The organism is Bradyrhizobium sp. SZCCHNS2022 (assembly GCF_032377575.1).
Taxonomy (GTDB): domain Bacteria; phylum Pseudomonadota; class Alphaproteobacteria; order Rhizobiales; family Xanthobacteraceae; genus Bradyrhizobium; species Bradyrhizobium aeschynomenes.
On record NZ_JAUHHZ010000001.1, the window covers coordinates 7,562,722 to 7,576,948 of the forward strand.

At 65.5% G+C, this 14,227-nt stretch carries 13 protein-coding genes; 7 read left to right on the forward strand and 6 right to left on the reverse strand.

The genetic code is table 11. From position 1 onward, the window contains the following. Positions 1-47 precede the first annotated feature (47 nt). From QXZ94_RS33745 to QXZ94_RS33760, 4 genes are all read left to right on the forward strand, one after another. Positions 48-2,327 carry a fused MFS/spermidine synthase gene (locus QXZ94_RS33745; RefSeq protein WP_315725766.1) on the forward strand — a complete coding sequence of 760 codons (2,280 nt, stop codon included), beginning with the start codon at positions 48-50 and terminating at the stop codon, positions 2,325-2,327. A 496-nt stretch (positions 2,328-2,823) separates the two neighbouring features. After that, on the forward strand, positions 2,824-3,777 hold the full coding sequence (locus tag QXZ94_RS33750) for a sugar-binding protein (protein WP_409998514.1): 954 nt from the start codon (positions 2,824-2,826) through the stop codon (positions 3,775-3,777). Between the two features lie 13 nt (positions 3,778-3,790). Continuing rightward, on the forward strand, positions 3,791-5,293 hold the full coding sequence (locus QXZ94_RS33755; RefSeq protein ID WP_315725768.1) for a sugar ABC transporter ATP-binding protein: 1,503 nt from the start codon (positions 3,791-3,793) through the stop codon (positions 5,291-5,293). Positions 5,294-5,304: 11 nt separating this feature from the next. Further along, the gene (locus tag QXZ94_RS33760; protein WP_315725770.1) at positions 5,305-6,330 is read left to right on the forward strand and encodes an ABC transporter permease; all 1,026 of its coding nucleotides are present in this window, start codon (positions 5,305-5,307) and stop codon (positions 6,328-6,330) included. Positions 6,331-6,381: 51 nt separating this feature from the next. On the opposite strand, the gene QXZ94_RS33765 is transcribed toward QXZ94_RS33760, so the two are convergent. After that, positions 6,382-7,179, reverse strand: coding sequence for a L,D-transpeptidase family protein (locus QXZ94_RS33765; protein WP_315725772.1), 798 nt, complete (start codon positions 7,177-7,179; stop codon positions 6,382-6,384). Between the two features lie 313 nt (positions 7,180-7,492). Between QXZ94_RS33765 and QXZ94_RS33770 the strand changes: the two genes are divergently transcribed. Beyond that, entirely contained in the window at positions 7,493-7,843 is a 351-nt protein-coding gene (locus QXZ94_RS33770; protein ID WP_172131709.1) for a hypothetical protein, read from the forward strand. Positions 7,844-7,869: 26 nt separating this feature from the next. Here the strand turns inward: QXZ94_RS33770 and QXZ94_RS33775 are convergent, their stop codons facing one another. Together QXZ94_RS33775 and QXZ94_RS33780 are read right to left on the reverse strand one after the other, a co-directional pair. Continuing rightward, complete coding sequence (locus tag QXZ94_RS33775) at positions 7,870-8,631, reverse strand: ABC transporter permease (protein ID WP_172131710.1); 762 nt, start codon at positions 8,629-8,631, stop codon at positions 7,870-7,872. Further along, on the reverse strand, positions 8,628-9,548 hold the full coding sequence (locus tag QXZ94_RS33780) for an ABC transporter ATP-binding protein (RefSeq protein WP_172131711.1): 921 nt from the start codon (positions 9,546-9,548) through the stop codon (positions 8,628-8,630). The genes QXZ94_RS33775 and QXZ94_RS33780 overlap by 4 nt, the downstream gene beginning before the upstream one ends. A gap of 293 nt (positions 9,549-9,841) precedes the next feature. Here QXZ94_RS33780 and QXZ94_RS33785 point away from each other — a divergent pair, with 293 nt between their 5' ends. Together QXZ94_RS33785 and QXZ94_RS33790 are read left to right on the forward strand one after the other, a co-directional pair. Continuing rightward, the gene (locus tag QXZ94_RS33785; RefSeq protein ID WP_315725775.1) at positions 9,842-10,573 is read left to right on the forward strand and encodes a hypothetical protein; all 732 of its coding nucleotides are present in this window, start codon (positions 9,842-9,844) and stop codon (positions 10,571-10,573) included. Positions 10,574-10,691: 118 nt separating this feature from the next. Then, positions 10,692-11,741 carry a LysM domain-containing protein gene (locus QXZ94_RS33790; RefSeq protein ID WP_315725777.1) on the forward strand — a complete coding sequence of 350 codons (1,050 nt, stop codon included), beginning with the start codon at positions 10,692-10,694 and terminating at the stop codon, positions 11,739-11,741. 13 nt (positions 11,742-11,754) lie between these two features. Here QXZ94_RS33790 and QXZ94_RS33795 read toward each other — a convergent pair whose 3' ends face one another. Genes QXZ94_RS33795 through QXZ94_RS33805 form a run of 3 tightly spaced genes read right to left on the reverse strand, consistent with a single transcriptional unit; the run spans position 11,755 to position 13,996 of the window. After that, entirely contained in the window at positions 11,755-12,378 is a 624-nt protein-coding gene (locus QXZ94_RS33795) for an isoprenylcysteine carboxylmethyltransferase family protein (protein ID WP_315725779.1), read from the reverse strand. 41 nt (positions 12,379-12,419) lie between these two features. Next, on the reverse strand, positions 12,420-13,445 hold the full coding sequence (locus QXZ94_RS33800) for an NAD-dependent epimerase/dehydratase family protein (RefSeq protein WP_315725781.1): 1,026 nt from the start codon (positions 13,443-13,445) through the stop codon (positions 12,420-12,422). Then, positions 13,445-13,996, reverse strand: coding sequence for an Mpo1-like protein (locus tag QXZ94_RS33805; protein ID WP_315726706.1), 552 nt, complete (start codon positions 13,994-13,996; stop codon positions 13,445-13,447). The genes QXZ94_RS33800 and QXZ94_RS33805 overlap by 1 nt, the downstream gene beginning before the upstream one ends. Positions 13,997-14,227: the final 231 nt, after the last annotated feature.

A 14,227-nucleotide genomic window follows, 5' to 3' on the forward strand; every position in this document is an offset into this window, starting at 1 on the left:
GTCTGGCCCCGCACCTGATTGACGGCCGCGCCGCTGCTGGAGTTGCCATGACCTCAATCGCCTCGTCCGCCGCCGTCGCCCACCCCTCCGCTGCGCGCAACCGGCTGGTGCTCGTCGTCTATACCGCAGCGATCTTCGTCAGCGCGCTGCTGCTGTTCTCGGTGCAGCCGCTGTTCACCAAGATGGTGCTGCCGCGGCTCGGCGGCTCGCCGGCGGTGTGGTCGGTGGCGATGGTGTTCTTCCAGGCGCTGCTGCTCGCCGGCTACGCCTACGCCCATTTCCTCACGCAACTGCGCAGCCGGGTGATTCCGGTGGCGATCCATCTTCTGCTGCTCGGTTTTGCGCTTTTGAGTTTGCCGCTGTCGATCGCGGGTCATTGGGGCGATCCGCCGACCTCCGGCTATGCGCTCTGGCTGCTCGGCCTGTTCGCGGCCTCGATCGGCCTGCCGTTCTTCGCGCTCGCCGCCAACAATCCGCTGCTGCAGGCCTGGTTTGTGCGAACGGGCCATCCGGCCGGCCCCGATCCATACTTCCTCTATGCCTCGTCGAACATCGGCAGCTTTCTTGCGCTGCTGTCCTATCCTTTGCTGATCGAGCCCATCTTCAGCCTGCGCATGCAGAACCTGATCTGGACCGGCGGCTATGGCATGCTGATCGCGCTGATCGCAGGCTGCGGCGTGTTGCTGCTGCGCTCGCCCGTCACGGTGGCGAGCCTGCTGCAGAACGACGTGAGCGACGCGCCCGCGCCGCGCTGGCTGCTGCGCCTGCGTTGGATCTTCCTCGCAGCCGTGCCCTCGGGCCTGCTGATCGCAGTGACCGCGCACATCTCTACGGACGTCGCGGCCGCGCCGCTGCTGTGGGTGCTGCCGCTGTCGCTCTATCTGCTCACCTGGGTGCTGGTGTTTCAGTCGCGGCCGCTGCTGCCGCACAAATGGATGCTGGCGCTGCAGCCGCTCGCGATCGCCGGTGTCGTCGTGCTGCTGGCCTTCGGCGGCGAGCAGAACCTCGCGCTCACATTGGGTGGTCACCAGCTCTGCTTCTTCGTGATCGCGATGGCCTGTCATGGCGAGCTGGCCCGCACGCGGCCGGCCGCGAAATATCTCACCGGCTTCTATGTCGCGCTGTCGTTCGGCGGCATGGTCGGTGGCCTGTTCGCCGGGCTGATTGCGCCGTTCACCTTCTCCTGGGTCGCCGAATATCCGATCCTGCTGGCGCTCGCCGCGCTGTGCCGCCCGGCGGTGACCGAGCGGTGGCCGCGACTGACACGCTGGTACTGGATCTTGCTGGCGGCCATCGCCGTCGCGTTGCTGGTGCCGGCCGGGATGACCGGGAAGGTCACGACCTATCTCGAGGATCATCGCGTCTATGTCGCCGGCGCCGTGGGCGTGCTCGCGGCGCTGCTCGCGCTGCTGCTCAATGGCGGCCGCTGGAAGGTGTTCGCGACCGCCGCGCTCGCGCTCGTCCTCATCCGCGCCTATCCGGCCGACGACGGCCGCGTCGAAACGGTGCGCAGCTTCTTCGGCGTGCACAAGATCGTGGTGACCTCGGATGGCCACTACCACGTGCTGATGCACGGCACGACGATTCATGGTGCTCAGAAATATCTCAACGCCGACGGCTCCAAGGTCACCGGACGTCCCGAGCCGATCACCTACTACCACAAGGACGGCGGTATCGGCCGCGCCATCACCGCGATCCGCGAGCGCAAGGGCGCGCCGCTGAAGGTCGCCGTGATCGGCGTCGGCGCGGGCACGCTCACTTGTGCTGCCGAGCCCGGCGAAGATTGGAAATACTTCGAGATCGACCAGACCATGGTCGATACCGCCAGTGACCCGAAATATTTCAGCTACATCAGGAATTGCGCGCCAGACATCAAGCCCGTCATCGGCGACGCCCGGCTGACCTTCGCCAAGGAGCCCGATGGCGTCTACGACCTCATCATCGTCGATGCCTATTCGTCCGATGCGATCCCGATCCATCTCGCAACCGAGGAGGCGATGGCGATCTACAAGGCCAAGCTGGCGCCGCAGGGCGCGGTCGTCATGCACGTCTCCAACCGCCACCTCGAGCTCGAGAGCGTCGTCGTCGGCATCGCCGACGCCAACGACCTGAAGAGCTGGGTCTACAACGAAGACTCCGGGCGCGACGACGAGTACATCTTCTCCACCGACGTCGTCATCAGCGCCCGCGACGACGCCGACGTCGGCAAGCTCGCGTCGTCGAACAAATGGACCGAGACCGACCCGACCGAGGGCGAGCGGGTATGGACAGACGATTATTCCAACATTCTCGGCGCCGTGTATCGGCGGCTGCGCGACGGCGAATAGCGCAGGCGAAGGCTGCTCGCGCGCGCTGCCCGTTCCGTTGCCCTGGGCACCGACATCACGCGCGGCGATAAGAGGTGCGCACCTCGCAGTGCGCCTTCCTCTCGGTTGCATTGCAGTGGCAGTTCGCCATGCCGATCGTTTGGCGTTTAGACGTATTGCGCCGCAAAACGCTTAGATATTCATCTTCCTTCCGGCTTTGTTGCGCGGCTGCGCCGATCATGCTACCTGAGGTGCGTGCCTCATATGCTGGTCCCGATTGCGGTGCTTTTCGAAGGGCCAGCAGCTGGCATGCGCGGGCGATCTTAGATTCAAATCTCCACGACCCCATGGGCTGATGCCGCTGTGCCAGCGGGAATCAGCACGCCGGGCTGCCGAGATCGAGCTGAGACTCTCTGCCCGACCGAGCGGAAGCTTTCCTCTCGGCCCTATGAGTTCTTGTGGCGACTACAAAGCGCCGGCCGCATCAAGCAGGTCGGCTTCACATGGGAGGGGTTCGATGAAGCGTCTTTGGATGGCTGGTGCGTCTGCGTTGTTGGCGATGGCGCTCGGCGTAGGCTCGGCCGGAGCGGCGGACAAGAAGGTGCTGGCCTTCGTGGTCAACGGCGCGTCCGACTTCTGGAAGATCGCCGAGGCCGGCGTGAAGAAGGCGCAGGGCGAGCTGCCCGATTACAGCCTGCAGCTCAAATATCCGGAGCAGGCGGCCGCCGCCGTGCAACAGCGGATGCTGGATGACCTCGTCGCGGCGGGTGCGGCCGGAATCATGGTGAGCGCGGTCGATCCGAAGAACCAGACCGAGCACCTCAACAAGGTCGCCGGGCAGACGGTGCTCTTCACCACGGACAGCGACGCTCCGCAATCGAAGCGCATCGCCTATATCGGCTCCTCCAACACCGAGCTCGGCAAGGATGCCGGCAAGCTGATGCTGAAGGCGCTGCCGAACGGGGGCAAGTGCGTCGGCTTCGTCGGCCTGCTCGGCGCCGACAACGCGCGCGAGCGCATCGAGGGCGTGAAGGAGACGATCAAGGGCTCGAAGGTCGAGCTGGTCGACGTGCGCGGCGACGAGATCGATCAGACCCGCGCCAAGCGCAACGTCGAGGATATTCTCGCGGCGATGCCCGATGTGAGCTGCCTGGTTGGCTTCTACTCCTACAACACCCCGCGCATCTATGAGGTGCTGAAGGAGGCCGGCAAGCTCGGCAAGATCAAGATCATCGGCTTCGACGAGGATCCGATCACCCTCGGCGGCGTCAAGGACGGCGCGATCGAGGGTACCGTCGTGCAGCAGCCGTTCGAGTGGGGCTATCAGGGCATGAAGCTGATGGCCAAGGTCGTGCAGGGCGACAAGTCGGGCGTCCCGGCCAACGGCATCATCATCGTGCCCGGCAAGGTGATCGAGAAGTCGAACGTCGACGACTTCATGGCGCAGATGAAGACGATGCTGAAGAAGTGATGCGACGGCTGGCGTGCGCGAGCCCTTCCTCGAGCTGATCGACATCGGCAAGACCTATCCTGGCGTGGTCGCGCTCGACCACGTCAGCCTGTCGGTCGCGCCGGGCGAGGTGATCGCCCTGCTCGGCGAGAACGGCGCCGGCAAGTCGACCCTGATGCGCGTGCTCGGCGGCGTGGTCGCGCCGAGCAGCGGCACGATCCGGATCGATGGCGTCGATCGGACCGGCTACACCGTGACGGATGCGATCGCCGCCGGCATCGCGTTCGTCCACCAGGAACTGAACCTGTTCGACAATCTCGATGTCGCGGGCAACGTGTTCATCGGCCGCGAGCCGGTCTTTGGCGGCCCGTTGCGGCTGATCGACCGCGGCACGCTGCGCGCCAAGGTGCGGCCACTCATCGCGCGGCTCGCGGCCGATTTCGCGCCGGACACGCCGCTCGCGGAGTTGTCGCTGGCGCAGCGCCAGCTGGTCGAGATCATCAAGGCGCTGTCGCTCAACGCGCGCTGCGTCATCATGGACGAGCCGACCTCGAGCCTGACCCTGTCGGAGACCGAGCGGCTGATGCAGGTGATCGCCGGCCTGAAGGCCGACGGGGTCAGCGTCATCTTCATCACCCACCGCCTGAACGAGGTGGTGCAATGTGCTGATCGTGCCGTCGTGCTGCGCGACGGCCGCACGGTCGGCACGCTGACGCGCGGCGAGCTCAATCCGGCGGCGATGATCCGGCTGATGATCGGCCGTGATCTGCGGTCGCTCTATGTGCCGCCGGCCGCGCCGCCCGGCGACACGGTCCTCGACGTCGTCGATGCCGTCACATCCACCTATCCCAGCCGTGCGGTGAGCCTGCAGCTGCAGCGCGGCGAGATCCTCGGTCTCGCCGGGCTCGTCGGCTCCGGACGGACCGAGCTTGCCCGCGCCATCTTCGGTGTCGAACCCTTGCTGGCCGGCGGCATCCATCTTGATGGCGAGCCCGTCCGCATCTCGACGCCGCGCGCGGCGATCGATCGGGGGATCTATCTCATTCCGGAAGACCGCAAGGGCTGCGGCCTGCTGCTCGACTTTCCAATCGCCGAGAATATCTCCCTGCCGGATCTCGCATCCTATGCAAGCCTTGGATTGGTGGACAAGTCTCGCGAGACCGACAACGCCGACCGCCAGCGCGAACGCCTCAAGATCCGGGCCACCGACGTCAAGATGCAGGTCGGAACACTATCCGGCGGCAACCAGCAGAAGGTCGTGCTCGCCAAATGGCTGTCGATGCGGCCGAAGGTCCTGATCTTCGACGAGCCGACCAGGGGCATCGATGTCGGCGCCAAGCAGGAGATCTACGACATGCTGCGGCGGCTGGCCGATGCGGGCGTCGCGATCCTGATGATATCGAGCGACATGGAAGAGGTGATCGGGGTCAGCGACCGCATCGCGGTGATGCACGAGGGCCGGATTTCCGGCTTCCTGGCGCGCAGCGAGTTCAGCGAGCACAACGTGCTCCAGCTTGCCGTCGGCCATAGCATCTGAGAGGGGCGAACGTGCACAAGAAAGATCTCAGCCTGTTGGTCCTGATCCTGGTGGTCGGCGCGGTCGTGGCCTTCATCAATCCGCGCTTCCTGCTGGTCGGCAATCTCTCCAACACCGCCAACCAGGTCGGGATGTTCGGCATCTTCTCGATCGCGGAAGCCTTCGTCATCATCGTCGGCGGCATCGAGCTCGCGGTCGGATCGGTGATCGCGCTGCTCGGCGTGCTGTTCATCGACCTGATCGTCAACCGCGACGTCGACTGGATCCTGGCCTTCTTCCTCATCATCGCCGGCGGCATCGCCATCGGCACGATGCACGGCGTGCTCACCACCAAGATGCGCATCCAGCCTTTCGTGGTGACGTTGTGCGGGCTTCTGATCTACCGCGGCGCTGCGCGCTACTATACCGAGGATGCGACCGCCGGCTTCGGCTATGGCGCGAGCTTTCCGATGCTGGAATGGCTCGCGGCGGGCCGCACCAACGTGCTTGGCTTTCCGCTGCCGCACAGCGTCGTCGCGCTGGTGATCGTGGCCGGCATCGCCTGGCTGGTGCTGCACCGCTCGGTGTATGGCCGCTACTTCTACGCCGTCGGCAAGAACGAGGAGGCCGCACGCTATTCCGGCATCCGCTCCGATCGCGTCACGATATCGGCCTATGTGATCTGCGGCGGATTGACCGCGCTGTCCGCGGTGCTGATCGCGATGTACACCCGTTCGATCTCGCCGGCGGTGCACGGCTCGTTCTACGAGCTCTATGCGATCGCCGCGGCGGTGCTCGGCGGCTGCTCGCTGCGCGGCGGCGAGGGCTCGATCATCGGCGTCGTGCTCGGCACGATCCTGCTGCAGGTGCTGCAGAACCTGGTCAACCTGCTGGGCATCCCGAGCTCGCTGAATTTCGCGGTGATGGGCACGGTCATCCTGATCGGCGTGCTGGCGGACCAGTACTTCGTGCAGCGCCGCAAGCGCGCGCCGTCCGCTCGTGGGCAGGCTGCCGCCGAACCCGCGCCAGCATCGCTGGAGCGCGTCAACGCGGAATAGGGGACGAACGGAGCCGGCCGCTGAAGCGGCCGGCTCCGCCGATCGGCCGGATCAGTCCTGATAGGTGTAGTAGCCGCCGCGCGGCTGATAATACGAGCGCGGCTGGTAGTAGCGCGGCTGCGCATAGCTCGGATTGCCGTTGTCGTAGTAATACGACTGGTCCTGCTGCTGCGGATAGGCTTGAGCGTCATAGACGCGGCGGCCGGTGCCGCGCGGGGCAGGATAGCGAACACCGTTGTCGCTGCCGTCGGCCGGATAGATGTAGCCATCATCCGGGCGCTGCTGCGGAACGACCTGGCGACCCGGCAGCAATTGCGGCTGCGGAGTGAGCACCACCGGTTCGCCGCTGTCGTCATATTGCGGCGGGACGTCGCGCCGGGCGACGGCGGTGCCGCGGCGCGGATTGCGCGCCATCGCCACCTCGGCCGATCCGGTCAGGGTCACCGTGGTGTTGAGGACGCCATCCTTCTGCACCAGGGCGTAGAGCGTTGCGGCATTGGCTTTCGACAGACGGACGCAGCCATGCGAGGCCGGAGTGCCGAGCCGGCCTTCGGAGTCCGTGCCGTGAATGGCATGACCGGCCTTGGTGAAGAAGATCGAGTTCGGCATCGGCGCGTCGTCGAACTCCTTCGAATAGTGGTCGGCCTCCATGCGGAAGGCGCGGAAGGTGCCGTTCGGCGTCTCACGCGAGGGAATGCCGCTCGACACCGGCCAGCGATAGCGTTCGACGCCATCGACCGCCACGGTCATGATCTGGTTGTTCTTGTCGACGGTGATGTCGATCTTGGCGAGCGCCGGCGTGGCGGACAACAAGGCGAAGCCGGCAACCGCAAAAAGAATGGTACGCATGTAACCTCTGGCCTCCAGGCCCTCGACTTTGCCGAGACCTTCGAACGGGATTTCAGTGAACGCCGCGGATCATCGTCTCGGCCTGCAATATGTCGGAAATCCGGGCTTTGTTCCAGCTGAGGGCGACCTCAACCTTAATGGGCGGAACGCGCCGGGCAAAGGCTCGGGCGCGTCCTCCGGCGCTGACATTTCCGCGACCGGCTGCGGCCATTAGTTTAGGAGCCCTCTAATCCGGCCATTTCGTCACGAGCGCGCAACTTTTCGGCCGCATCCGCGTTTCAAGCATTCCTCCATGCGGTTCCCAGGATTCAAAATGCTCACGATGAAGGCCAAGACGGCGGTGCTCGACGACCGGGCTCCACAGAAGCTGACCTATCTGCTCGCCGCACTCGCGCTGTTCATCTTGGCGCTCGCCTGGCTGGCGCTCCCGCAATTTGCTCATGCCCAAGGCATCATCCGTGGCGCGCACGAGGGGGCGCACGAAGGTAACCGCATCGCCGGTCCGGTGGGTGGCGTCGTCGGAGGCGCTGTCGGCGCGGGCGTCGGCGGCGCAGTCGGAGCCGTCGAAGGCGTGCTCGGCATCCCGCATCGCTCCTACTACCACCGCCATTATCACTGCCGCGGCTATCGCGACGGCTATGGCCGCTTCCACTGCTACCGCTGATGAACGCCGGCTGAAGCGGCACCGGCTCAGCGCTTGAGCCGGTAGCCCGTCTTGAAGATCCACCAGATGATGGTCATGCAGATCGCGAGAAACGCCAGCGTCATGGCGACACTGATCTCGACCCTGACGTCGGCGATCTCGTAGAAGCTCCAGCGAAAGCCCGAGATCAGGTACACGACCGGATTGAGCAGCGCGATCGAGTGCCACGCCGGCGGCAGCATGTTGACCGAGTAGAAGCTGCCGCCGAGAAACGTGAGCGGCGTCACCACCAGCATCGGGATCATCTGCAGCTTCTCGAAGCCGTCGGCCCAGATGCCGATGATGAAGCCGAACAGGCTGAAGGTCACGGCCGTCAGCACCAGGAACGACAGCATCCACACCGGGTGCTGGATGTGCAGCGGCACGAACAGGCCAGCGGTGGCGAGGATGATCAGCCCGAGGATGATCGATTTCGTCGCGGCTGCCCCGACATAGCCGAGCACGATCTCGACATGCGAGATCGGCGCCGAGAGGATCTCGTAGATCGTGCCGATGAACTTCGGAAAATAGATCCCGAACGAGGCGTTGGCGATGCTCTGCGTCAGCACCGACAGCATGACGAGGCCGGGCACGATGAAGGTGCCGTAGCTCACGCCCTGCACCTCGCTGATGCGCGAGCCGATCGCGGCGCCGAAAACGACGAAATAGAGCGAGGTCGACACCACGGGAGACACGATGCTCTGCAGCAGCGTGCGCCAGGTGCGCGCCATCTCGAATTTGTAGATTGCGGCGACTGCGCGAAAATTCATTGCCGCACCAGGCTCACGAAGATGTCTTCCAGGGATGATTGCTTGGTCTCGAGATCGACGAAGCGGATGCCGGCCGTCCTGAGATCGCCGAGCAGGCTTGTGATGCCGGTGCGCTCGCCCTTGGTGTCGTAGTCATAAGCGAGCTTCCAGCCGTCGTCCGACAGAGCGAGCTGATACGGCGCGAGCGCCTCCGGAACGGCGTCGATCCGCTGCTGCAGGTGCAGGCTGAGCCGCTTGCGGCCGAGCTTCTGCATCAGCTGGGCCTTGTGCTCCACCAGCACGATCTCGCCCTTGTTGATCACGCCGACGCGGTCGGCCATCTCCTCGGCCTCCTCGATGTAGTGCGTGGTGAGAATGATCGTGACGCCGGCGGCCTTGAGCTCGCGCACGACGTCCCACATGCCCTTGCGCAGCTCGACGTCGACGCCGGCGGTCGGCTCGTCCAGGAACAGCACCTGCGGCTCGTGCGACAGCGCCTTCGCAATCATCACGCGGCGCTTCATGCCGCCGGACAGCGTGATGATCTTGGCGTCCTTCTTGTCCCAGAGCGAGAGATCCTTGAGGATCTTCTCGATGAGGGCAGGGTTCTTCGGCTTGCCGAACAGCCCGCGGCTGAAGCTGACGGTCGCCCAGACGCTCTCGAACGAATCGGTGTGCAGCTCCTGCGGAACGAGGCCGATCATCGCCCGCGCGGCGCGATAGTCGGCGTCGATGTCGTGACCGCCGACCGCGACCTTGCCCGAGGACGCGTTGACGATGCCGCAGATGATGCTGATCAGCGTGGTCTTGCCGGCGCCGTTCGGTCCGAGCAGCGCAAAGATCTCGCCGCGCTCGATCGAAAGGTCGATGTTGTTCAGCGATGTGAAGCCCGACGCATAGGTCTTCGACAGGCCGGAAACGGAAATGACGGGAGCCATCACGAGGGGATTCGATCAGAGGAGGATGGGGATGCGATTCGAACGCTGCGCCTTCAACAGGCACGGCAGCCGGAGAGAGGGCTCAGATAGGGACGGACCCATGCTCCTGCAATCGCGCGCCCCCTCCCGATCGTGTCGCTTGTTGGGCTTTTTCGTGGCTCGCTTGGTCGAGTGTTGCCGTGAGGCAACGTCCCAGGCATGAACGCATCTCCAAGCGGCCGGCGATGTTGCGTCCGCGAGCATCTTGGGTACGGTTCGCGCCGTCTCGACATTTCCGCCGCGGAGAAGGACCGATGACGCCATCGACCAGCACCATTCGAACCATCGCAACGCGCATCGTCTCGGCGCGCGGGCTGAGCATGGTCGCACTGGCCCTGGCGCTCGTTCTGCCGCTCGGGAGCGGACCGGTCCGGGCGGCGCCGAGCCCTGCGGCCGCCAGCGCAGCCAGCACCACGCATGTGTATCTCCTGCGCGGCGTGCTCAACATCTTCTCGCTCGGCCTCGACGACATCGCCGCCAAGCTGGATTCGCAGGGCATCCCGAACACGGTCGCGAATTTCGTGTCGTGGTCGTCGCTGGCCGACGAGGCCGCGGCCGCCTATCGCGCCGGCCGCATCAAGACCATCATCCTGGTTGGCCATTCCTCCGGCGCGACCGCGCTGCCCGACATGATCAACAAGCTCGGCCAGCTCGGCGTGCCCGTGAAGCTCGCGATCGGTCTCGACTCCGTGTTCAAGACCAAGCTCGTGGGCGGCAATGCCGAGCGCTACATCAACTTCTACATCGCCAGCGGCAACGGCGAGCCGGTCCGCCGCGACGACGGCTTCCGTGGCAAGCTCGAGAATGTCGACGTGGCGGCGGTGCCGGGCGTCGGCCACATCACCATCGAGAAGAACCAGATCATGCAGCAGAAGGTGATCGGGGCGATCGATTCGGTCGTGTTCGGCGGCAAGGGCCGGCCGGCTGCGCCTCCGACCCGCATGGCGGCTCCGCAGCGCGCCGCCAACGCCGCCGGCTACCGGTAATCGGCGGCCGCGCCATCGCGCGCGCGCCCCAAAATGCTCCCATTCGGCGCCGACAAGCGGTATGGCAGGGCCGCATGACCCTGTCCGATTTCAGCTTTGAGCTTTCCCGGGAGCACGAATGACCGGCGTGGCGCAGATCGCGAGGCGGCGGCTCGATGCAGCCAACCCGGCGGCCGGCAGGAGGCTGCCCGCGCTCCTGGTGACCGCAACCTTTCTCCTTGCCGGACTTGCCGCCTCGAGCAATTCGTTGGCCGCGCAGTCCGGCGCCGCTTCGGCCTCCGCGCCCACCCGATCCGCCAAAGCATCCCCGGCATCCACTCCCGCCGCGATCCGCGCCGTGCCGCCCCCGTCGCCGGAGGCGACCCAGCCGCTGCCGCCGCCGCGGGTCTACCTGTTCCGCGGCGCGCTCGGGCCGCTGTTCTCCACCGGCATGGACCGGCTCGCGGAGAAGATCGAGAAGGCCGGGTTCTGGGCGAGCGTCTATGAATTCACGCTGTGCGACCTGATCGGGCTGCAGGTTGCCAAGAACTACCGCCAGGAGGGGGGCCCGATCGTGCTGATCGGCCACTCGATGGGCGGGCTGTGCAGCGTCCGGATCGCGATCACCCTGCAGGAGCAGAACATCCCGGTCGCCCTCGTGGTCACCGTCGATCCGGCACATGCGACCAAGAGCGTGCCGCCGAACGTGCAGCGCTTCATCAATCTGTTCCTGTCGGACAACATTCTCGGCGGCGGCGACGTGAAGCCCGAGCCGGGCTTCCGCGGCCACTACGCCAGCTTCGACATGAAGGATCATGACGAGGTCACGCACATCAACATCGACAAGATGGAGGATGTGCACGCCCAGCTGGTGACGATGATCAGCCAGCTCTCGCAGACCTCCGCGACGGCGGACGTCGACCCGGTGCAGCTGCGCTATCTGGTCCCGCCCAAGACATCTGTGGAGTTGTGGGACAGCGGCACGGCCGTGGCGGTGCGGCCGGGCGAGACCCTCGACCAGATCGCCGCCAATTATCGCGTTCCGCTCTGGGCGTTGCAGCAGTCCAATCGCGGCCTCGCGGCCCAGCCTCTGGTCCCCGGGCAGCGCATCATCCTGCCGCGCCATCTGCTGCCGCAGGCTGCCAATCAGCCGGCTTCGCCGCAGCCCGAAGCCGTCGTCAGGCGCTGAGCGGCCTTGCGCGTCAGCCTGCCGGCATGAACGGGATGATCATCGGCACCCGCTGGCTGTAGGCAACGTAGTCGGGTCCCAGCTCCTGGGCCAGGAAGACCTCTTCCATCTTGGCCTTCCAGGCCATGCCGAGTGAGATCAGGACGGCGCCGAGCACCGCGCTGACCGTCCCCACCGCAATGCCGGTCGCGATCATGCCGAGGATGAGGCCGGTATAGATCGGATGCCGGACCATGCCATAGGGACCGGTATCGATGACCTTGTGGCCTTCCTTGTGGGTGATGGCGTTCGACCAGAACCGGCCGAGATGGATGCGCGCCCACCAGGTGAAGGCGATGCCGGCCAGGGTCACCACAGTCAGCAGGTAGACCCCGGCCTCGCCGGGGTGCCAGAACGGCTTCTCGCCGAGCAGCCGCGAGGTCCAGGGTGTGAACAGGATGCCGCCGAGCACGATCAGCGCGTGATAGCGGCTGGTCTTGATCACGGTGACATGTTTGCGGGTCTGTCCGGACCAGAACGAGGCCCCGACCCAGCTGGCGAGCCAGATCAGCCAGATGATGGCGAGCAGGGAGGTGGGCCAGGTGGTGGTCCATCCGCTGAACGCAAACGACGAGATGGGGCTGGCATCGCCGGACATGTCTTGGAACCGTTATGAGACGTGGGACCGGCCGCTCTTAGCTATTCGGCCGCGGTGCGAAAAGGGTGTTGTTTGTCGTCGAGCCGTTTTCCCGGCTCGGAATCGAGCAGGAAGGCGATGGTCTCGCGCAAGGTGGGCTCGATCGGGCGGGGCGCGTAGCCGAGTTCCCGCTTGGCCCTGTCGATCGACAGATCGGAGGCGGATCGGGCGATCCGCACCCCCTCGGCGGTGCCGGAGGGGCAGCGCTTGGTGAGGTGATCGGAGACGAACTCCAGCATGCCCGCCGACAGTTCGGCCAGCCGGCCGGGAACCGGCAGCGCCACGTGCTTGCGGCCGCTGATCACCGCCATCAGCTCCAGGATGCGGCTGAGGCGCAGGCTCTCGCCGCCGAACACGTAGCGCCCGCCGACCTTGCCGCGCTCCATGGCCAGGATCAGGCCTGCGGCGACGTCGCGGACATCGACCAGGTTGACGATGAAATCGAGATAGAGCTGGACACGGCTGTCCAGGAAATGGCGCAGCATCTGTGACGGCGGTGTCAGGTTGCTGTCATGCGGTCCGATCGGCATCGTCGGGGTGCCGACCACGACCGGAAAGCCGTCCGCGGCGGCGGCCATGGCGCGGGCTTCGGCCAGCGCCTTCGACCGCGTATAGGCCCCCGGCATGGCCTCGGCCGGCGGCGCCGTGGGGGCCGAGGCGGCGCCCGTCGATCCCGGATAGTCGAACAGGATCGACTCTGTCGAGCAATGCAGGAAGCGGCGCACCCGGTTGGCGCGGGCCGCCGCCAGCACCGTTTCAGTGCCGACGCAATTGACCCGGTAGAAGTCCTCGCGGTCCGGCATCCACATGCCGGGCAGCCCGGCGAGATGATAGACCTGATCGACGCCGGCCACGGCCTGTCGCACCAGGCCTGCATCGAGCACCGAGCCCTCGATATATTCCACCTCGGCCATCATGTGCGTCGGGCAGCGGATATCGAGCACCCGCACCTCCGCGCCCCGCGCGACCAGCGCAGAGACGAGGTGATGTCCGATAAAACCACTGCCGCCGGTGACGAGGACTTTCATTAGGGACGTGAGCGTTGATCGCCTTGAAGAGGACGGGATGTGAGCCGGTCCGGCGACGGGTCGGACGCGACGAGATCGGCCACCGAAGGCTTGAATCCCAACGCCACGTACAACTTCGCCATCACGAACATCGGCCCGAGAAACAGATGCGCCGGATGATCCAGCAGTGACGGATTGTTGCGCTCGAACAGCTTGTGACCCACCGCCTGCGACACGAGGCCGAGGATCACGAGTGCGGCAAACAAGGCCCACAGGGCCAATCCGTGGACGTGATCGGCAATCATCATGGCCACAGAAAGGAACAGCACGGCAAAGGCAAGAATGCCGGCGCCGAGCGCCGCATCGAGCAGCAGCCAATACAACAGCACCGGCAGCGCGAGCACGGCGCCGAGGCTGATGCGAATGCCGAACGCGTCGAAATGCCACAAGCTCAGCGGCAGCACCGCGCCGAGGAACAGCAAGATGATCCCGAGCACATGCATCAGGCCGTTGCGCGGATCGCGATGATATTCGACGTAGTCGATCATCTGGCGTCGGAACATGGCGTTCATGGCTATCTCGCTCGTCAATGCGATCGACCACCGCTCAATCGACGGCCGTAAAGACCGGGCTATACCATCAAGCGGCTGCATCGACAAACCGGCAATCGGTATGCCCCGGGCTCAGCGCAGCCGGGCTGCGCCGATTTGAGAACGGGTTCCAATAGCGCCGATCGTTGCAGCGTGCCGATGCCTATCCAAGACAGTCGCGCCCGGACGGCCCCGGGTTCACGGCATTCGCGC